General features: G+C 64.4%; 17 protein-coding genes. 7 read left to right on the top strand and 10 right to left on the bottom strand.

From position 1 onward, the window contains the following. Positions 1-57 precede the first annotated feature (57 nt). The 3 genes from APZ15_RS37270 to APZ15_RS37260 form a co-directional block, all read right to left on the bottom strand. Positions 58-735, bottom strand: a complete 678-nt coding sequence (locus tag APZ15_RS37270) for a hypothetical protein (protein ID WP_027792399.1) — start codon at positions 733-735, stop codon at positions 58-60. A 253-nt stretch (positions 736-988) separates the two neighbouring features. Further along, positions 989-1846, bottom strand: a complete 858-nt coding sequence (locus APZ15_RS37265; RefSeq protein ID WP_027792400.1) for a PhzF family phenazine biosynthesis protein — start codon at positions 1844-1846, stop codon at positions 989-991. A gap of 94 nt (positions 1847-1940) precedes the next feature. Next, on the bottom strand, positions 1941-2759 hold the full coding sequence (locus APZ15_RS37260; protein WP_027792401.1) for a TrmB family transcriptional regulator: 819 nt from the start codon (positions 2757-2759) through the stop codon (positions 1941-1943). A gap of 139 nt (positions 2760-2898) precedes the next feature. On the opposite strand from APZ15_RS37260, the gene APZ15_RS37255 reads away from it, so the two are divergent. The 4 genes from APZ15_RS37255 (at position 2899) to APZ15_RS37240 (ending at position 6865) form a co-directional block, all read left to right on the top strand. Next, positions 2899-3264: a RidA family protein gene (locus APZ15_RS37255; RefSeq protein ID WP_027792402.1), complete on the top strand. Its 366-nt coding sequence runs from the start codon at positions 2899-2901 to the stop codon at positions 3262-3264. Next, positions 3261-4466, top strand: coding sequence for an MFS transporter (locus APZ15_RS37250; RefSeq protein WP_027792403.1), 1206 nt, complete (start codon positions 3261-3263; stop codon positions 4464-4466). The genes APZ15_RS37255 and APZ15_RS37250 overlap by 4 nt, the downstream gene beginning before the upstream one ends. 281 nt (positions 4467-4747) lie before the next feature. After that, on the top strand, positions 4748-5437 hold the full coding sequence (locus APZ15_RS37245) for an NUDIX hydrolase (protein WP_034196210.1): 690 nt from the start codon (positions 4748-4750) through the stop codon (positions 5435-5437). A gap of 36 nt (positions 5438-5473) precedes the next feature. Beyond that, positions 5474-6865, top strand: a complete 1392-nt coding sequence (locus tag APZ15_RS37240) for an MFS transporter (protein WP_027792405.1) — start codon at positions 5474-5476, stop codon at positions 6863-6865. Between the two features lie 46 nt (positions 6866-6911). On the opposite strand, the gene APZ15_RS37235 is transcribed toward APZ15_RS37240, so the two are convergent. Continuing rightward, positions 6912-7883, bottom strand: a complete 972-nt coding sequence (locus tag APZ15_RS37235) for an AraC family transcriptional regulator (protein WP_027792406.1) — start codon at positions 7881-7883, stop codon at positions 6912-6914. 94 nt (positions 7884-7977) lie between these two features. Between APZ15_RS37235 and APZ15_RS37230 the strand changes: the two genes are divergently transcribed. Next, entirely contained in the window at positions 7978-8808 is an 831-nt protein-coding gene (locus tag APZ15_RS37230) for an oxidoreductase (RefSeq protein WP_027792407.1), read from the top strand. A gap of 391 nt (positions 8809-9199) precedes the next feature. Here APZ15_RS37230 and APZ15_RS37225 read toward each other — a convergent pair whose 3' ends face one another. Then, positions 9200-9883, bottom strand: coding sequence for a glutathione S-transferase (locus tag APZ15_RS37225; RefSeq protein ID WP_027792408.1), 684 nt, complete (start codon positions 9881-9883; stop codon positions 9200-9202). A gap of 135 nt (positions 9884-10018) precedes the next feature. Between APZ15_RS37225 and APZ15_RS37220 the strand changes: the two genes are divergently transcribed. Next, positions 10019-10594 carry a TetR/AcrR family transcriptional regulator gene (locus APZ15_RS37220; protein WP_027792409.1) on the top strand — a complete coding sequence of 192 codons (576 nt, stop codon included), beginning with the start codon at positions 10019-10021 and terminating at the stop codon, positions 10592-10594. 354 nt (positions 10595-10948) lie between these two features. Here the strand turns inward: APZ15_RS37220 and APZ15_RS37215 are convergent, their stop codons facing one another. Together APZ15_RS37215 and APZ15_RS37210 are read right to left on the bottom strand one after the other, a co-directional pair. Further along, positions 10949-11521 (bottom strand): cupin domain-containing protein, encoded by a 573-nt coding sequence (locus APZ15_RS37215; protein WP_027792410.1) that lies wholly within the window; start codon positions 11519-11521, stop codon positions 10949-10951. 81 nt (positions 11522-11602) lie between these two features. Further along, entirely contained in the window at positions 11603-12013 is a 411-nt protein-coding gene (locus APZ15_RS37210; RefSeq protein WP_027792411.1) for a hypothetical protein, read from the bottom strand. A gap of 227 nt (positions 12014-12240) precedes the next feature. Here APZ15_RS37210 and APZ15_RS37205 point away from each other — a divergent pair, with 227 nt between their 5' ends. Next, positions 12241-13080: an AraC family transcriptional regulator gene (locus tag APZ15_RS37205; protein ID WP_027792412.1), complete on the top strand. Its 840-nt coding sequence runs from the start codon at positions 12241-12243 to the stop codon at positions 13078-13080. Between the two features lie 103 nt (positions 13081-13183). On the opposite strand, the gene APZ15_RS40475 is transcribed toward APZ15_RS37205, so the two are convergent. From APZ15_RS40475 to APZ15_RS37190, 3 genes are all read right to left on the bottom strand, one after another. After that, a complete protein-coding gene (locus APZ15_RS40475; protein WP_080981996.1) occupies positions 13184-13756 on the bottom strand; it encodes a Fur family transcriptional regulator in 573 nt (190 codons plus the stop codon). Between the two features lie 123 nt (positions 13757-13879). Further along, positions 13880-15349, bottom strand: a complete 1470-nt coding sequence (locus APZ15_RS37195; protein WP_226153359.1) for an efflux transporter outer membrane subunit — start codon at positions 15347-15349, stop codon at positions 13880-13882. Next, positions 15336-18428 carry an efflux RND transporter permease subunit gene (locus tag APZ15_RS37190; protein WP_027792415.1) on the bottom strand — a complete coding sequence of 1031 codons (3093 nt, stop codon included), beginning with the start codon at positions 18426-18428 and terminating at the stop codon, positions 15336-15338. The genes APZ15_RS37195 and APZ15_RS37190 overlap by 14 nt, the downstream gene beginning before the upstream one ends. Between the last annotated feature and the right edge of the window lie 5 nt (positions 18429-18433).

Raw genomic sequence — 18433 nt, 5'->3', positions numbered from 1 at the left:
GGCTCGACCGATCCGGCGGCGGCGATGCGGGCGCTTTCGCGTGTTCTTGCCCGGCGCTTACGCGTACTCGGCGATCAGCGTATCGAGATTGCGCTGCGCGAGCGGTGTGAGCGGCGCGAATTCCGCCGATTGAAACAGCGGAACCTGTGCGCGCAGATGTTCGAGCGCCTGCTTGCGGCCCTCGCGGAATGCAGCCGACGGCGCATCGGGATCCTGCGCCCACTCGCATGCGATTGCGCGATCGTATTCGCGCAGTCGATCGGGCGCGGCCGCGAGGATCGCGAGATCCGCGTCGAGAAAAATCCGCCCGGCGCGCTGGAGGTCGGGGGCGGACGCGAACGCATCGGGCAGCCGGTGCGACTTCGTCGCGAGTACGAGATCGTGCGCAACGGACACATGCGATGCGTGCGCACGCAACCAGGATGCGCTGCAGTGTGCGTTCGTGACCTGCACGAGCCATTGCGCGCTGCATGCTTCGTTGTCCGCATGATCCGGCAGAGTCGTCGCATACACGAAGTCGTGCGCCCATACCGCAAGCTCGATCACCGGCCACAGCGGTTCCGCGCGATACGGTGCGAGATGCGCGAACAGCTCGGCCAGGTGCGCGAGCGTGTGGTAGTGGCGTTGCGGCTCGCCATACGCGTGCTCGACGAGCGGCCAGACGGCGGTCGTGCCGAAGCAGGCATCGCAGGAGGCGTGCAGCGTGCGGACGAGGTCGGGGGCGAGGGCGTTCATGAGCGGCAATCGGCTCGGGCTGGCGATGCGCGCAGCATAACAAACGCGGCGATGTATGCCATGCGTGCCGCGTTTCGATCCGGCGATAGCCGCGGATCTTGTCGACGGCATATCGCGGCGTGGCGGGCGGGGCGGCCACACCGCATTTCCGATCCGGCGGTGGCCGGACGGTGGCGGCCGGTTCGTCATCGCAACGGGTTGCCCGCGCGCAGCGCGATGCTGACGATCGCGACGATATTTCCGCCCGGCGCGTCTACACGTTGACGACGCCGCGCCCGAGTTCGATCACGCGCCCGCCGACACCGATCTTGCCGTTTGCACTGACCGACAATCGCAGCAGGCAAGGCCGACCGACGGCTTCGCCTTGCTCGACCTGAAACGCGGCGGGCAGGTCGCGGTTCATCGCAAGCAGCCACCCGCCCAGATTCGCGCAGGCCGATCCCGTCCCCGGGTCTTCCGACACGCTGCCTTGTTTCACGAAGAAGTAACGCGACACCACCGTGCCCGGACGCTCGGCGTCGAACGCGAATACATACGCGGTCTTGCGGCCGAGACTGCTGGTCGGCCAGATGCCGATGCCCGCGCTGTCGGGCTGTGCGCGGCGCACGGCGGCGGGATCCGTCAGCGCGACGAGCAACTGGTCGGCGCCGGTATCGACCCAGATTGGCGGGGCGAGCAGGTCGTCTTCCGTCAGCCCCAGCAGGGCCGCCGTCCGGGCATCGGACAACTCGCAAGCCGCCGTCTTCGGCATGCCGGCATGCGGCGCGGTAAACGTCCACACGTCGCCGTGCGCGCCGACGTCGACCACGCCGGCCTTGAATTCGAGCGCGAGTTCGTTGCCCGCGCCCAGAAGGTCGCGCACGACATGCGCGGTGCCGAGCGTCGGATGGCCGGCAAAGGCCATCTCGTAGCCCGGCGTGAAGATGCGAACCCGCGCATGCGCGCGCTCCGACGGCAGCACGAAGGTCGTTTCGGACAGGTTGAACTGCACGGCGAGCGCCTGCATGGTCGCGTCGTCCATGCCGCGCGCATCCTCGAATACGCAAAGCGGGTTGCCGCCGAACGTCGATTCGGCGAATACGTTCAGCAGGCGGAAGGCATAGGCGGTCATTGGACGCTCGCGTCAGTGTGGTGATTCACGTACCTGGGTGGAGTGCGCGCCGCGCGATGCGCACCGCGCGGGCAGCCGTGCAGGGTCGCATGGGTCAGCTCGCCTTGTCGAGCGGTGCAAGCATCGCCTGCATGTCGGGATGCTTCAGGACTTTCCGGTACTCCGCCGGGCTCATTGCGTCGATCAACACGCGCCCGCTCACGTCCGCCTTGATGTACTCGACCGCGAGCAGCGCAATGACCGGGTTGGTCGTCAAGGTGGCGTGATCGGGCGAATGATCGCCGAATTCCGCCACCACGGCCTCGGTGTTGTCCGCCACGGCGACGGCGAGCCGGCGGCCGGACAGCCTGAGCCGCGCGCTGGCGCCGCATTTGGCCATGTCGTAGTGGCGCGGCCCGTTGAGCGTGCGATTGCCGTAAATCGCCACGTGCGTGTCGACGCCGCGTGCCGCGGCGGCCTCGAGCAGCGGCCCGAGGTCGTCGATCTCTTCGTCCCAGACGCCCGCGAAGATCTGCGTTTTCGCGTTGACGATGACGCGCGCGAAGGCGCTGGCGATCGCTTCCCGCCCGCTCAGCGACCAGACGAGCCCCGGCTCCTGTTGAACCGGCAGCCGGTCGAGCGCGCCTGCGGCCGTTTCGAGATCCGCATTGAAGCGCTTGCGCAAATCCTCGAGCAACGACCGGTGGGGCACGGCCGCATAGCGGACGGGCTCGGAACGGTTGACGAGCACCGCACCGCGCGCCTCCAGACGCCCCAGCGTTTCATAGATCTTCGAAGGCGGCATGCCGGCGCGCCGGCCGACTTCCGCCCCCGTCAGCGCGGCCTGCCCGACGAGGGCCGCGTAGGCCTGCGCTTCGTATTGGGTGAATCCAAGCCGGATCAACGACGTGATCAGCTCCGTGTTTTCGCTCATGTGTATCGGCTCCGGCTCTTGCGCCCACGGCGACTTGCATGGGCCTGCTTGATTAACTACTGGAGTAGTATACAATCGCTCGAACTTACTACCCAAGTAGTAGGCGATGCTTCTCAACCTGACTGGAGAGATCTTCAACATGCGAAAACGGATCAGCACCGGCTCCCCGTGGGAGCCCAAGGTCGGCTACTCGCGCGCGGTGGTCGTCGACAACACCATCTACATTTCGGGGACGGCCGGCAAAGGCGCGGACGTGTACGCGCAGACACGCGATGCGCTGGCGACGATCGACCGGGTGCTGGCGGACAGCGGGTTCTCGTTGTCCGACGTCGTCCAGAGCCGCCTGGTGGTCGCGGACTTCGACAACTGGGAAGCCGCCGCACGCGCGCACGGGGAGATCTACGGCGATATCCGGCCGGCGTTTTCGCTGGTGCATGCGCTTCCGTTCGTCGATCCGGAGATCCTGGTCGAAGTCGAGGCGATCGCGGTCAGGCCCGCGGCATGACCGACGCCGGCAACCGCGGGCCGCTGTCCCGCACCGCGACGGCGGTGCTTGCGCTGGCGGCCGGCGTGGCGATCGCCAACGGCTATGCGTTGCAGCCGTCGCTGTCGGCGATCGCGAGCGACTTCGGGGTGGCGGCGTCGCGCATGGCGGCGCTCGCCTCCGTGACGATGCTCGGTTATCTGGTCGGCCTCGCCGTGCTGGTGCCGCTGGTCGACCGCTTCAGCCCGCGCGTGCTCGTTTCGATGCAGATGGGCGCGCTCGCGTTGTTGCTCGCGTGCGCGTCGTTGTCGCCCGGGCCGCTCGTGCTCGATGCCGCGTTTTTTCTGGTGGGCGCGGCAACCACGGTCGCGGCGCAATGCAGCGCCGTCGCCGGAAAACACGCGGATCCGCAACGGCGCGGCGTGGCGATGGGAGCCGTGTCGGCGGGCATTTCCGCCGGGATCCTGCTGAGCCGTTTCGCGGGCGGCGTGTTGTCGCAATGGTGCGGATGGCGCGGCGCGTTGCTCGTGCTGGCCGGATGCGTCGCGCTGGCCGCCGTCGGCGGTGCGGTGCTGTTGCCGGGCGGCCGGCCGGAAGGGCTGCCCGGCCGTGCGAATGCGATCGCCGCGATTCCGCGGCTGCTGCGCGACAGTGCGCCGTTGAGGCGTCGTACCTGCGCCGGCATGCTCTGGTTCTTCGCGTTCAACCTGGTCTGGGTGGGGCTCGCGCTTCGTCTGGCCGGGCCGCCGTATAACCTGGGTGCCGCCGCGATCGGTGCATACAGTCTCGCGGGCGTGCTGGGCCTCGGCGTGACGCGCGTTGCCGGAAAACTCGCCGATCGATTCGGCGATCGCGCGGTCATCCGGGGCGGCCTTGTCGTGGCGGCCGTGTCGACCTTGCTCCTTGCCGTTGCGCTCGGTCGACCTGGATGGCTGGCTGTCGGGCTGGCGTTGTTCGATGCCGGTTGCTTTGCCGCGCAGGTCGCGAACCAGACGCGCGTCGTCGCGATTCAGCCGGCCCGCGCCGGGGCCTTGAGCGCAGCGTACCTGACGCTGTACTACGCGGCCGGCGCCGGCGGTGCCGTCGCGGCCGGGCTGCTCAACGCGCGGGTCGGGTGGGGCGCGATGATGATCGTGACGGCAGCGGCCATCGCGGCGGCCGGGTGGATCGGTACCGCATCGGCGCGCATCGATGCGCGGAGCGAGCCGACATCCGTCGCTTGAGCGAGGACGCGACGTGCGCGCGCGGTCGAACGGAGTCTCGCTTTTTCGTGCATGATCGGTTTCTCCGTTGATCGACGGCGATCGGGTTTCGGCATTCAATCATCCGCAACGCTGGCGGATATTTTTACGCCGGAGCAGACAGTCGCGCACCCGCGCGTGTCATTTGCGATCGCATGCGAACACCGGTTCATCGGATTGACCACAACGACGCCGCGCCCATGCAACACGTGTCGGGTTCAGTGTCGTGCAGCGTGTGCAGGTGCCGCACGCAGGAGGCAGACATGGAACCAGACAGAGGCGTCGTGAATACCGGCGCCGGGTTGGCAGGCGCGCACGTGGAAGCCGGCTCGCCGCAGGCCGCGCTGGAAGTGATCGTCCGTGGCGTCGAAGGTCACGGCATTCCTGCCGGCACCGACTGGCCGACGGCGAAGCAATTCCTCGCGGACAACGACGGACAGTGGAAATTCTCGGCGGTGCTGGTCGCGATCGTCGCGCGGCGCGAGCCGACGATCCTGTTGACCCGGCGCGCGTCGAATCTCAGCGAATACTCGTCGCACGTGAGCTTTCCGGGCGGCCGCCCGGCGGAGGCCGACCGCGATATCGGCGCGACCGCGTTGCGCGAGGCGTTCGAAGAGATCCGCCTCGCGCCCGGCGCGGTCCGCGTGGTCGGCAGCTTGCCGATCCATAAAACCAGAAAGCGTCACCACGCGATCTTTCCCGTGATCGGCATCGTGCCGGAAACGGCGACATGGGAGGCGGCGCCCGCGGAAGTCGCGGAAATCTTCGAGTTTCCGTTCGCCGCGCTGCTGAATCCGGATCTGCCGCGTCAATACACGGACGGCGAACGCATGGGCGCGTGGTATTGGGCGGAGCAGACCCAGGACATCTGGGGCGTGACGGCCTTCATCCTGAATTCGCTCGCGGGCCTGGCACGCGATGCCGCGCACGGCGCGCCGGCGCGCCGCGACTAGTTCATGCACCGGGCCTGCGTCCGGCAAGGGTGATTCATGGAGATCGCGGAAACGTTCGGCGACGAAGGATTCGACATCCCTCGCCGCTATTTTGCGGCCGTCGCGATTCTGGTCGGCGTATTCATGTCCGCGCTCGACAGCGCGATCGTCAATATCGCGCTGCCGACGATCTCGACCGACCTGCGCGTGAGCGCGGCGTCGGTCATCTGGGTCGCGAACGGGTATCAGGTGGCGAGTGCGGCGACGATGCTGACGTGCGCGTCGCTCGGCTCGAGAATCGGCGAGCGACGCTTTTACACGATCGGGCTGGTGTTGTTTACGATCGCGTCGCTCGGCTGCGGGCTGGCGTCCACCTTCGGTGCGCTGGTGGCGATGCGGGTCCTGCAGGGCATCAGCTACGCGATCCTGATCAGCGTCGGCTACGGTCTCTACCGGGTGATTTTCCCGCCCGCCTCGCTCGGGACGATCTTCGGTGTCAATGCGCTCGTATTTGCGGTGGGGACCGCCGTCGGCCCTGCATTGGGCGGCCTGATCGTCTCGTGGGCATCGTGGCCCTGGCTGTTCTTCATCAACCTCCCGTTCGGGATCGCCGCGATCGCGTTCTCGTTCGTCGCGCTGGGAAAAGACACGCATCGGGAGCGCGGCTTCGACGTGCCGGGCGCGGTGACTTCCGCCGCGGCATTCGGCCTCCTTGCGCTCGCCGTCGACCAGATCGGGCGGTGGAGCAACCGTACCGTGCTCGTGCTTGCCGTCGCGGCGGCCGTGCTGATGCTGGCATTCTGCGTCGGGCAGGCCAGGGCGCGGCATCCGCTGTTGCCGCTGGACATTTTCCGGTCGCGCCGATACACGTTCGCGGTGCTGACGTCCGTGACGATGTTCGTGTCGCAGGGCATGGCGCTGGTCGCGTTGCCGTTCGTGCTGCAGCACACGTATGCGTACGGCGTGCTGAAATCGGCGCTGGTCTTTACGCCCTGGCCGATCGCGGTCGCGCTGTGCGCGCCGTTTGCCGGGCGACTGGCGAATCGTTTCAATGCGACGCAGCTGTCGAGTGTCGGCGTGCTGATGTTTTGTCTCGGGATCGGTTCGCTGATCCTGTTGCCCGCGCAACCATCCCCCGGGGATTTCATGTGGCGCGTCGCACTGTGCGGCGTTGGGTACGGCTTCTTCCTGCCGCCGAACAACAAGGAGATGTTCGCCAACGCGGCGAAGAACCGCACGGCCACCGCTTCCGGCGTGCTGTCGACCGCGAGAACGACAGGTCAGTCCATCGGCGCCGCGCTGGTTGCCGTGGTGATTGCGCTCGTCAGCGGCGCGGGCGGAGGCGAGGGCGAGCGGCAATTTCCCGTCTACGTGTTCGCATTGGCCTGCGCGATCGCCGCGCTGTCGTTCTTCGCGAGCGTCGCGCGCATCTATCGGCAGCGGGGCTAGACGCGGTCGACGGAAATTGGCGCGCGGGCCTGGCGCGGTACCCGATTCAATGCGACGACACGAACACCGCATCGTCGAATGCCGCCGGAATGGCGAAGCTCTCGCGCATGCGCTGCGTTTCCTTCGCCGGCGTCAGGCCGAACAGGCGTTTGAATTCGCGGCTGAACTGCGACGGGCTCGTATAACCGACCGCGTAGCCGGCCGCCTCCGCCGTCAGGTCTTCGCGCACCATCAGCAACCGCGCCTGATGCAGCCGTGTCGACTTCAGGTACTGCATCGGCGACACCTGCGTGATTGCCTTGAAGTGGCTGTGAAAGCTCGGCACGCTCATGCCGGCTGCGTCGGCCAGTTGCGGCACGTCGAGCGGTTGCGCGTAATCGGCGTGAATCACGCGTAGCGACCGGCCGATCCGGCCGAACTGCCCGCGCATCGCCAGCGCGCTGCGCATCGCGCTGCCCTGCGCGCCGGTGAGCACGCGGAAATACAACTCGCGCAGCAGCGCCGGGCCCAGCACCGCGGCATCGAGCGCCCGGCCCATCGCCTCGACGAAACGCAGTACCGACGCGTGCATCGTTGCATCCATCGGCGTCGACATCATGCTCCTGGGCGCCTGCACGGGCTCCGCGATGCCTTCGCGGTCGATCTGTGCCGCGAGTTCGGCGGCCATCGTGAAATCGAGGTGCAGATACAGCGCGAGCAGCGGGCGCTCGGGCGTGGCGTCGGTTTCCATGCTGAACGGCACGGGCACGGACACCGCCAGGTAGTGATGCTCGTCGTACAGATAGCGCTCGCCGCCGAAGTAGCCGCGCTTGCAGCCCTGGCACACGATCACGATGCCCGGGTCGTACAGCACCGGCGTGCGCGACAGCGCGCGGTTCGACCGCAGGATGCGCACGCTCGGCAATGCCGTCAGGTTGTAGCCTTCGTCGGGTGCCAGCGCGCGCAGCAGCGTCACCAGACGCTTCCGGTCGCGCGGCGGCAGCGATGGGGATCGGGCGGAGACTGGCTCGGGGCTCATAGTTTTGTGCAAGAAAATCAGCGGAATCGGGCTTATGCGACGGGGTTCGTCAGACTAGTATGCACGCTCCAATCGACATACGGGAGAAGCTCACATGGCATCCGCAAACCTCATGCTCATTACCGGCGTCAGCAGCGGCTTCGGCCGCGCGCTCGCGCAGGAGGCGCTTGCCGCAGGTCACACGGTGGTCGGCACCGTGAGAAGCGCGCAGGCGGCGCAGGCTTTCGAAGCGCTGTCCGCGCGGGCATTCGCGCGGGTGCTCGACGTGACCGACTTCGATCGCATCGACGGTGTCGTGGCCGAAATCGAGGCGAACGTCGGGCCTGTCGACGTGCTCGTGAACAACGCCGGCTACGGGCACGAAGGGATCATGGAAGAAGCGCCGCTCGCGGAGATGCGCCGGCAGTTCGACGTGAACGTATTCGGCGCGGTGGCGATGATGAAGGCGGTCGTCCCGTTCATGCGCGAACGGCGGCGCGGGCGCATCCTCAACATCACGTCGATGGGCGGCCACATCACGATGCCGGGCATCGCTTACTACTGCGGCAGCAAGTTCGCGCTGGAAGGCATTTCCGAAGCCGCCGGCAAGGAACTCGAGCCGTTCGGCATCGCGGTGACGGCCGTGGCGCCGGGTTCGTTCCGCACCGACTGGGCCGGCCGCTCGATGTCGCGCACGCCGCGCTCGATCGCCGATTACGACGCGATCTTCGACCCGATTCGCCAGGCGCGCGAGGAGAAGAGCGGCAAGCAACCGGGTGATCCGGTGAAAGCGGCGCGGGCGATACTCGCCGTCGTTGCGGCACAACATCCGCCGGCCCATCTGCTGCTCGGCAGCGATGCGCTGCGGCTCGTGCGCGGCAAACTCGCGGCGCTGGACGAGGAAATCCGGGCATGGGAGGCGGTGACGGTATCGACGGATGGTTGAAGGGCGTAAGTCGAGATGTGAACTGTCAGTTAGTCAGCGTTAGTTCAGGTCTGGGATTGCTTCGCTGTTGCTTCGTCAGGGCCGTGATCGCCCCCGAGCTGCCATTCGGCTCGGTGGGTTCTCAGCGGCCGCTGTCCAACTGGAACGGCCTCCGTGGCGGTCGTACGCGAAGCCGTGTGCCACGACCGCGTCCTTCCACTCCGCATTGCTACGCGAGCACCGCGCGCAGTACGCCTCTACGATTGACCGATCTGCTGCGAAACGTTTGGCGTCGTGCGGCCATCCGGTATCGATCGCGTAGACGAGTCGTCGAAGTTGCGCAGGCAGGTCGTTCCCGATTTGCAACCAAGGATTGGTCGACCGTCGATGACGGTCGGGCACGACTGCTGTTTCAGGCGAATGCCGGCTGGTTCTTGACGCTGGGACGTTCCCGCATTCTCGTGTACCAATCCAGCAGCGCCCCGCACTCCGCAGGCACGGTTAACTTCACGATTGACGCAAAGACGAGACCGCCGATGACGGTGATGTCGGCCATAGAGAAGGCATCCCCAGCGACAAACGGCTGCTTTTTCAGGACGTCATTGAAGTAGTGCATGCCCCTCAGGGCTTTATCGCGCTGACGAAGCCCCCATTCGGCGTTCTGATAGAGCTCGACGTTGGGTCCCAACCCTGGCGTGGCATGGTGGAAATAGACACTGATTGCGTCGAGCAACTCCAGCTCGGCGCGCTTGCTCATCATGTGGATCACGCCTTTTTCGAGTGGTGTCCTGCCGGTCAGCGTGGGTGCGCCATCGAGCGTATCGAGGTATTCGGTAATGGCTGTGCATTCGGCGATGCACGTTCCGTCGTTTAGTTCGAGGACCGGCAGCGTTCCCGAGTAGTTTTTCTCGGAGATGAACTCGGGCCTTTTGTGCTCCCCCTTGTAAAGGTCGACCATCACGAACTCGACGCGCGATCGCAGACCTTTCTCGGCCAGGGCGATACGGACGCGTGTCGGATAGGGGCCTTTGGGGAAATCGTAAATCGTCATGATCGGGAGTTGGGTTACGTCGAAATCGGTGGTGCTGAAAGCCATGCGTGCCTCTCTATGCGGTTTGTCACACAGGGTCGGATGATATGGGGAGTGGATATCTACATCTACCTAACGTTCGTTAGGTTTACGGTAGAAGGTATAATTGCGGATGTCAACGGCCGTGGAGGCGGTAGCAGAGTGAAGAACGAGTCAGGCCTGAGTTCCAGGGAGCGAATCCTGGTGGCCGCCACAAAGATTGCCCAGGCGCACGGCTACAGCGGGCTGAACTTTCGTGATCTCGCTGAAGCTGTCGGCATCAAGGCCGCGAGCATCTACCACCACTTCGCAAGCAAGGCCGATCTTGGCGCAGCGGTGGCGAGGCGGTATTGGGAGGAATCGGCAGCTGCGCTGGATGCGATTTTGGCCGAATCCGCAAATCCGATCGATTGCCTGCGCCGCTATCCCGATACGTTTCGCAAGGCGCTTGAGCATGGCAATCGCATATGCCTGTGCAGCTTCATGGCAGCCGAATCCGATGACTTGCCGGAAACGGTGACGAAAGAGGTCCAGACTTTTGCCGATGTGAATGTTGCGTGGCTGAGCAAGGTGCTGTCCGACGCGGCCGTGGTCAGCGCCGACGATAGCGAACGGCGTGCTCGCGCCATCTACGCCGCCGTCGCTGGCGCTCAGCTCATTGCCAGGAGTCGCTCCGATATTTCTGTCTATGACGGGTTAATTGAAAGTTATCGCATTGCGGGTCTTCTGCCGGCATAGCGGCATCGAGCAAGTCGGCTTTGCGGACTTTCGTCTCAGCGAGGCACGGACGGCCGCTTTTCGCAGTGAACGGATCTACGAACGTAGGATCAGGCGTCACCATGATGTCGCTTCCTGATCGAATGGGGCCGGCCGCTCCGTGACGGATGACCGGCGCAGATCGACCCACTCCAGCCGGTCGCCGTGCCAACAGCGTAAGGGCAGGTAACGGAGCACTCCGGCCGGAAACGCCGTTCGACGGGGGAAAGGAGTCGAAGTACGGATCGGAGGGGGGGCGGAAGCGATGGTGGGGCACGAAAAACGTCTACGGCCTCACAAAAGTCGCCGCGCGTCCATGTGCGCGCCGCGCGCCGGTCAAAGCAGCCGTGGCGTGCCGACCCAGACCAGCACGGCTTCGTCGTCGCGCGTGTTGGTCCAGATAGGCGGAATTGTCGATTCATAGTGCGCGCTGTCACCCACGCCGAGCACGAACGTTTTGCCTTCCAGCGTGATCGTCACTTCACCGCTGAGCACATGCACGAATTCCTCGCACGCGTGCGTGGTTCCTTTGCCTGGCCGCTCGCCGGGCGACATGCGCACGAGAATCGCTTCGAGTTGGCGGTCGCCCGGCCGAATCGACAGGCGCGCGAGCAGATCGGCGGAATCGGCGAAGGCGAAGTACCGCAGATCCTTACGGCGTCGCACGCAACTTTCCTCGGTCGGCGTATCGATGAAATAGCTGGCGGACACGCCCAGCGCTTTCGCGATGCTCGCGAGCGAAGTGATCGACGGGCTGGCGTGATCTCGCTCGACCTGCGAAAGAAAGGGCTTGGAAAGCTGCGAGACGGTCGCGACGTCGTCCAACGTGCGACCCTGGCGCTGGCGCAGCAAGCGAATCTTGCTGCCGACGGAGACGGAGCGCCGGGTTTCGACCGTTTTCGATGCCATTGACCTGCCTCATTTCTTCGGTGCTCGTACCGCCTCTTAACGCGCCGGCCTCCAGATTCCGACCGACCTCATTAGTCGGGCCTAGTGCGACCATGCATCCGTTTGCTCGCCCAGCAACAACCTCCGCGCCAGGGCCAGCGCCTCGTCTTTCGTCGCAACCGTGAGCATGGGATAGCCCCAAAATTTTTCGTACACCAAAGCGAACGCCTTGGTCGCCAGTCGCTTGGCGGTATTCGGTTCGATGTAGATCCCTGCCTTGACGAAGGTCCGCAATTCGCTCTTGTGGCGTTTCATCCAAAGCGAGGTTTGCTTCCTTTCTTCCGGCGAATGTTCGTGTTCGCCTTTATCAAGCCCCTCGTCGTTGAGTAAGACGAAAACTTCCTTCCGTGCGAGCAATCCCTCGAACTCGGCAAAAGGCGAGACTGTGGGGTCGGTGCCTGGTGCGTTTAGTCGCATCCAGACCAAGGGGAACTTCGAGGCGTCAATCAACATGCCAATACTCCTTCGGCGCATCACGGGAAATAGCTGGCAGTCCCACTTCGTCAAGAAAAATGGGATACCCCTCCGGACCGGCAGCGCAATAGCCCTGGCGAGCAGAACGACCAGCATGGTCAATCACACGATACCGGCGGAATGACTGGACGTCATTGCACAAGTTGGCCATAATATTTTTCAATTAGGCCAGCGCCTCATCTTGGATCCGAAGCCCGATACGCATCATGTCAAGCATTGCCATCACCGATCCGGCCGTGGCCAAGGACGTGGATAACCTGCCCCGGCCCGTTGTCGCCCTGAGTGCCATGTCGGTAGCCAAGGGCTGGGAACATGCGAGGCATCGGCACCGCAGGGCGCAACTGCTTTACTCCGTCCGTGGCATCCTCAACTGCGAAATCGAAAACGGTGTCTGGATCGTGCCGCCGCAATGCGCGGTATGGATACCGGGAGACTTGCCCCACTCGGCACGGGGATCCGGTGAAACCGAATGTCATTGCCTGTTCGTGGAGCCTGATGCCGCACCGGATCTTCCAAAAACCTGCTGCACGATCTCCGTCTCGCCATTGCTGCGCGAGTTGCTTCTGAAGGTGGCCGGCTTCCCCGCGTCATACCCGTCGGGCGGCCGGGAAGACCGACTGATTGCCGCGTTGCTGGATGAGTTGGCGGCGGCTCCGGTAGAAGACCTGCATTTGCCGATGCCGCGTGATCCGCGATTGCGCCGACTCGCGGAAATGCTGTTGGCCGATCCTACCGACAAAACCTCAAAGAGCGATTGGGCCACCCGCATTGGCATGAGCGAGCGAAGCATGAGCCGGCTTCTGCTGCACGAAATCGGCATGAGCTTCGGACGCTGGCGCCGGCAACTGCATGTGATCCTTGCGCTTCAACGCCTGACCATCGGCGAAAGCGTGCAAACGGTGGCGCTGGAACTGGGCTACGAAAATGCCAGCGGGTTCATCACCATGTTCCGCAAGGCGGTAGGCAAGCCGCCAGCACGATACCTTTCCGATCGAACGACAAACGCGCAGTCTGATGCCGTACGCGGCATCGTGCTTCCCGATTAAGTCTCACCTTGAGTGGAGCGTGCCGTCGTCCACCGAGCATGGTGGCTTGGCAGCAAAAAGCGGCGAGGCGCTGTCAGATCGGGCGACCTCGGTTTAAGGTCACCTATTCTCTTCTCCTGCGGAACGGCCGACATTCCGCACACGTCACGGTGATGGTAAAAGCTGGCTCGTTGTCGAGATCGAAGCCTTCCTTGGTCGCCAGTGATCGGAGATGCTCGTGCAATGCCCGATCCTCAATAAAAACCAATCGCGCGCCACAGTGGCAGCGCACGGTGTCGTTCTGAAGGTTCTTCCTGTCCGGCTTGAGCGCGTAGAGTGCGCGGCCTTGTGCGCCCTCCGTACGGACCAGCAAGCCGGAGGTCCATAAATCATTCAGCGCACGGTAGATCGAGGCCGGTTTGAGGCTGTCAAGTTGCGTGCAGAGGATGCGATACATTTGACTGGCATCGAGACAGCGCGGCGCCGCCTGTTCCAGTACGGACAGGACACGGGTACGAGCGATCGTCGGTCGCAGTCGGCTGGCCGCCAATCGTTGTTCCTGAGACGACATCGGCGGTGTGGTCGCGGGACAGGCTGATGTGGTGTGCTTCATCGTGTGTTTGCCAGACGGCAGGCTCTTGCTACCGAATGATGTAATCAGGTCAATGATCCGAGGCGGGTCGTCGTGCGGGTCCATATCCGTATTCCTTCGCTATGCAGAACTTCCGGTTGTTCGCGACAACGCGGAGCCGCGTGGCTAATGGTTGGCATCAGACATCGGCGCGACGGTGAGATCGCTCACGCGCCGATGCCCTCAGCATTACTGCGTACTGGCCTGTTCCCAGCCACCGCCAAGCGCCTTGAATACGCTGACTCGCGCAGAACCGACTCGCTGGTCAGCAGCGGCCACCTGGGCTTTCGCGTCGATCAGACTGGTCTGTGCCACGATCACGTCGAGGTAGCTGATGGAGCCGGCGCGGTAGCGCTGGTCGGCCAGCCGGAAGGCATTCTCGGCACGGTTACGCGCCTCTACCAGCGCATCGCGCTGCTGCATCGCCGCGCCATAGGCGCTCAACGATTGCTCCGACTCCTTCAGTGCATTCAGCACGGCACCGTCGAAGCTGGCCAGCGACGCCGCGCTTTGTGCCTTCGCCTGCGCAATGCGACTGCGAGCCACCATCATGTTGGGGAACGTCCACGAGATGAGTGGCCCAAAAGAGAAGGACAAGGTGCGATTGCCTTTCAGGTAGTCGTTGCGCAGGTAGTTACCCGAAGCTCCCAGCGTGACACGCGGATAGAGATCCGCCACGGCCACGCCGATGCGGGCGGTATCCGCCGCCAGTTGGCGCTCGGCCTGACGCACGTCGGGGCGACGACGCAGCAGCGCAGTGCCATCGCCGACCGGCAACGCACCGGAAATCTCGGGCGCCTTGGTGCAGTCACGCGCCGGTTCCGGCACTTGCGAGGGCGTGCGCCCCGTCAACGCGGCCAGCTCGAACAGTGCGGCTTCGCGCTGGCCTTGCAAGGGCGGCAATGCGGACTGTGCCTGGGCCAGCGTGACGCCAGCCCGTTCCACATCCAGATGCGACGCCGAGCCCGCGTGCGCCTGTCTGTCGATGAGATCCAGGCTGCGCTGGGCCAGTTCGACGGACGAGCGCGCCACGCCGATGGACTCACCGTAGCTGCAGGCGTCCACATAGGCCCGCGTCGTCTCCGCAACAACAACGACCCTGGCGGCATCGTAGGCGGCGGCGACTGCATCGGTGTCGTCGCGAGCAGCCTCGATGTCGCGCCTGACCCGACCGAACAGATCGAGTTCATAGGAGACGTCGAGGCCCGCGCTGTAGCTCCATTGCGCGGGGGCCTGGCCGGTGCCGGACCACGTGGTCTGATCGCGCCCGTATCCCACGCCTCCTGACATACTGGTCGAAGGGAATTGCCCGCTGCGCGCTTCCGTGTAGATGGCCCGCGCGCGATCGAGGTTGGCCATCGCCACGCGCAGGTTGGGATTGGCCGACAAGGCTTCCTGCACCAGCTTGTCGAGCGCGGGGTCGTCATACAGCTTCCACCAGTTCGCGGGCAGTGCTTCGGCAACATCCGTATTGGATGGGCGACTGACGAAGGGGCCTGCAGCGGTTTCCGGTAAGGCCGGCGCGTGGTAATCGGGGCCGCTGGCGCAACCTGCGGTGATAACGGCAACGGCCACTGCCATGAAGGCAGCGCGCGGAGAGGGAAGCGTCGCCGGACGCGACACAACAGGCATCGCAGGAACCGGTTTAAAGGGCGACATCGGGAGCCTCCGCAGTAGCGAGTTCGCGGGCGCGAGAACTTTCCGCTGTTACCCGGTGATCCTTGGCAATGAAGCTGTAGATGGTGGGTAGTACGAACAGCGTGAAGAAGGTGCCGACCATCATGCCCATCACCACCACGATGCCGATGGAGAACCGGCTGGCCGAGCCTGCGCCGTCTGCAAACAACAGCGGCACAAGGCCGGCGACCATTGCCGCGGTGGTCATCAGCACGGGACGCATCCGCACCGCCGCGGCCTTCTCGATCGCCTCGATGCGGCTCAGGTTTTCGTGGTGCTGGATATGGTTGGCGAAAGTGACCATCAGGATGCCGTGCTTGGAGATCAGGCCGATCAAGGTGACCAATCCGATCTGGGTGTAGATATTGAGCGTGGCAAAGCCCAGCCACAGCGGCACCAGTGCGCCGCAAACCGCCAGCGGCACCGTCACCAGGATCACCAGCGGATCGCGCAGGCTCTCGAATTGCGCCGCCAGCACCAGGAAGATCACCACCAGCGCGAAGCAGAATGAGATCAGCAGACGGTTGCCTTCCTGCACGAACTGGCGGCTGTCGCTGAGCCAGTCCACACTGGTGCCGGGCGGCAGCGGCTGCGATTGCAGGAACTTCACAGCCTCGCCCATGCTCACGCCCGGCGCCGGCAGCATTTCGAGCGTGGTCGAATTCATCTGGCCGAACTGGGTGAGCTGGTTCGCTTGCGGGCGCATCTCGACATGCGTCACGGTTGACAATGGCACCAGTGCGCCGGAGGTCGTTTTGACATAGAAACGCCCGAGGTCTTCCGGTGTCATACGCTCGGCGCCGCGCACTTGCGGAATCACGTCATAGGAGCGGTCGTGGAAGTTGAAGCGATTGACGTAGTTTTCGCCGACCAGCACGGCAAGGGTATCGGCGACAGACTGCATGGTCACCCCCATTTCGCTGGCCTTCGCATTGTCGATCGTGATGTGCGCCTGCGGGCTGTCGTAGGACAGGTCGTTCTGCACGTAGAGGAACAGACCGCTGGCATAGGCCGCTGCCTTGATCTTCTCGCCGGTCTCGTACAGCGTCTTGAAGTCGTCGGGCGAGCGCAGCACCATCTGCACCGGCAGGCCGCCGCTGGAACCCGGTAGCGGGGGCAACTGCACGGCGGTCAACGTCTCGCCGTCGATGGCGCCGCCGGCGGCTTGAATCTGCCCCTGGATCTCGGTGGCCGACCGCTTGCGTTTCGACCAGTCCTTGAGGATCGCGCCACCCAGCATCATGTTCTGGCCACCGGCGGAGTCGCCGATGTTCATGAAGCTGCTGTCGAACTCGGGAATCTGCTCGAACAGCTTTTCGATCTGCTGAGCATAGCGGGCGGTGTAGCCGACGCCCGCATATTGCGGGGCCTTGGTGACGACGATGACGGCGCCTTGATCCTCGGTCGGCGCCAATTCGCGGCGAGTGCCGGTGAACAGCACCGCGATGGCGGCCAGCACGGCCACACCGACCAGCAGCACCGCACCGCGAGCGGCTAGCGTGCGGGCCAGCAGGCGCCCATAGAACGCCGTCAGCCCTTCCATGTAGTGCTCGACCCGCTTCGCCAGCCGTCCCTCGCCCTGCCTGGAACTGAGCAGCATCGAGCTCATCACCGGCGAGAGCGTCAGCGCGACTACTCCCGAGACGATGACCGAGCCGGCCAATGTGAAGGCGAACTCCTTGAACAGCGCGCCGGTCAGTCCACCCATCATGCCGATTGGCGCATAGACCGCCGCCAATGTGATAGTCATGGCGATCACCGGCCCGACGATTTCGCGTGCGCCGAGCAGGGCCGCGCGCACAGGTGTCAGCCCCTCCTCAATGTGTCGATGGATGTTCTCCACCACGACGATGGCATCGTCTACCACCAGACCGATCGCCAGCACCATCGCCAGCAGGGTCAACAGGTTGATCGAAAAACCGCAGACCAGCATCAACGCAGCGGTACCGACCAGCGACAACGGAATGGTGACGACCGGAATGATCACCGCGCGGAACGTGCCGAGGAACAGGAAGATCACCGCGATCACGATCACGATGGCTTCCACCAGCGTGTGTTTGACTTCCTCGATCGAAGCATTGACGAAGCGCGCGACATTGTAGTTCGGCGCTACCGTCAGTCCTGGGGGCGCCATTGCACGAATCCTGGTCAGCAGTTCGTTGGCCTGCTTGACGATCTCCAGTGGATTCCCGGCCGGCGTCGGCTGGATGGCGACGAATATCGCGGGTATGCCGGTGGCGAACGAGAGGCTATTGTAGTTTTGGCCACCTATTTCCACGGTGGCGACATCTGACAACCGCACGACGCCTCCGCCGGCGCTCGACTTCACGACCATCTGGCGGAAGTCCTCGACGCTGCGCAAATCGGTGGCCGCGCTGATGTTGGTGACGGTCAGCGCGCTCTTGAGCTGGCCCGGCGCGGCCTGCACGTTGTTGGCGCGCAGCGCGGCCGATATCTCGCCGGCCGACAGCCCGCGCGCGGCCAACCTCACCGGGTCGATCCAGATGCGCATGGCCAGCGTCTGGCCGCCATAGACGTCCGCCGAGGCCACCCCCGGAATGCTGGTGAGCAGAGGTTGCGCAACCCGCGACGCGAAATCCGTCACTTGCGGGATCGACAGCGTCTTGCTGTAGAAGGCGATGTATTGCACGGCTGTACCGCCCTCGGTGGACTTGCTGATGACCGGATCGGTGATGCCTGCCGGCAACTGGTACTTGACCTGCTGCACCTTGGCAAGGATTTCGGTCATCGCTCGATCGGCGTTGGCGTTGAGCACCAATCGCGCCTTGATCTCGCTCTTGCCTTGCGTGGTAGTCGAACTCAGGTATTCAATGCCGCTGGCCGTGGCGATGGACTGCGCGATCGGCGTGGTCACGAAACCCTGCATCACGTCCTGGGTTGCCCCCGGAAGCGTGGTACTGACCGTGATGGTGGCGTTTTCGAGATAGGGGTATTGCCGCACAGGCAACAGGAAAATCGACGTGGCGCCCATCAACAGAATGAGCAGGCTGACGACCAGTGCCAGGATGGGTCGACGGATGAAGATGTCTGTAAAGCGCATGGCGT

Origin of the sequence: Burkholderia cepacia ATCC 25416, from assembly GCF_001411495.1 — a bacterium.
In the GTDB taxonomy this organism is placed as follows: domain Bacteria; phylum Pseudomonadota; class Gammaproteobacteria; order Burkholderiales; family Burkholderiaceae; genus Burkholderia; species Burkholderia cepacia.
The sequence above is the reverse complement of the archived record's forward strand: the minus strand, read 5'-3'. Positions and strand labels throughout refer to the sequence as shown.

Coding starts and splice junctions, on each gene's coding strand:
- APZ15_RS37215 (WP_027792410.1), bottom strand. CDS start 11,521: ATGGCATCGAAAACGGTCGAAACCCGGCGCTCCGTCTCCGTCGGCAGC.
- APZ15_RS37230 (WP_027792407.1), top strand. CDS start 7,978: ATGGCATCCGCAAACCTCATGCTCATTACCGGCGTCAGCAGCGGCTTC.
- APZ15_RS37270 (WP_027792399.1), bottom strand. CDS start 735: ATGAACGCCCTCGCCCCCGACCTCGTCCGCACGCTGCACGCCTCCTGC.
- APZ15_RS37205 (WP_027792412.1), top strand. CDS start 12,241: ATGTCAAGCATTGCCATCACCGATCCGGCCGTGGCCAAGGACGTGGAT.
- APZ15_RS37190 (WP_027792415.1), bottom strand. CDS start 18,428: ATGCGCTTTACAGACATCTTCATCCGTCGACCCATCCTGGCACTGGTC.
- APZ15_RS37195 (WP_226153359.1), bottom strand. CDS start 15,349: ATGTCGCCCTTTAAACCGGTTCCTGCGATGCCTGTTGTGTCGCGTCCG.
- APZ15_RS37225 (WP_027792408.1), bottom strand. CDS start 9,883: ATGGCTTTCAGCACCACCGATTTCGACGTAACCCAACTCCCGATCATG.
- APZ15_RS37240 (WP_027792405.1), top strand. CDS start 5,474: ATGGAGATCGCGGAAACGTTCGGCGACGAAGGATTCGACATCCCTCGC.
- APZ15_RS37245 (WP_034196210.1), top strand. CDS start 4,748: ATGGAACCAGACAGAGGCGTCGTGAATACCGGCGCCGGGTTGGCAGGC.
- APZ15_RS40475 (WP_080981996.1), bottom strand. CDS start 13,756: ATGGACCCGCACGACGACCCGCCTCGGATCATTGACCTGATTACATCA.
- APZ15_RS37210 (WP_027792411.1), bottom strand. CDS start 12,013: ATGTTGATTGACGCCTCGAAGTTCCCCTTGGTCTGGATGCGACTAAAC.
- APZ15_RS37260 (WP_027792401.1), bottom strand. CDS start 2,759: ATGAGCGAAAACACGGAGCTGATCACGTCGTTGATCCGGCTTGGATTC.
- APZ15_RS37235 (WP_027792406.1), bottom strand. CDS start 7,883: ATGAGCCCCGAGCCAGTCTCCGCCCGATCCCCATCGCTGCCGCCGCGC.
- APZ15_RS37250 (WP_027792403.1), top strand. CDS start 3,261: ATGACCGACGCCGGCAACCGCGGGCCGCTGTCCCGCACCGCGACGGCG.
- APZ15_RS37255 (WP_027792402.1), top strand. CDS start 2,899: ATGCGAAAACGGATCAGCACCGGCTCCCCGTGGGAGCCCAAGGTCGGC.
- APZ15_RS37265 (WP_027792400.1), bottom strand. CDS start 1,846: ATGACCGCCTATGCCTTCCGCCTGCTGAACGTATTCGCCGAATCGACG.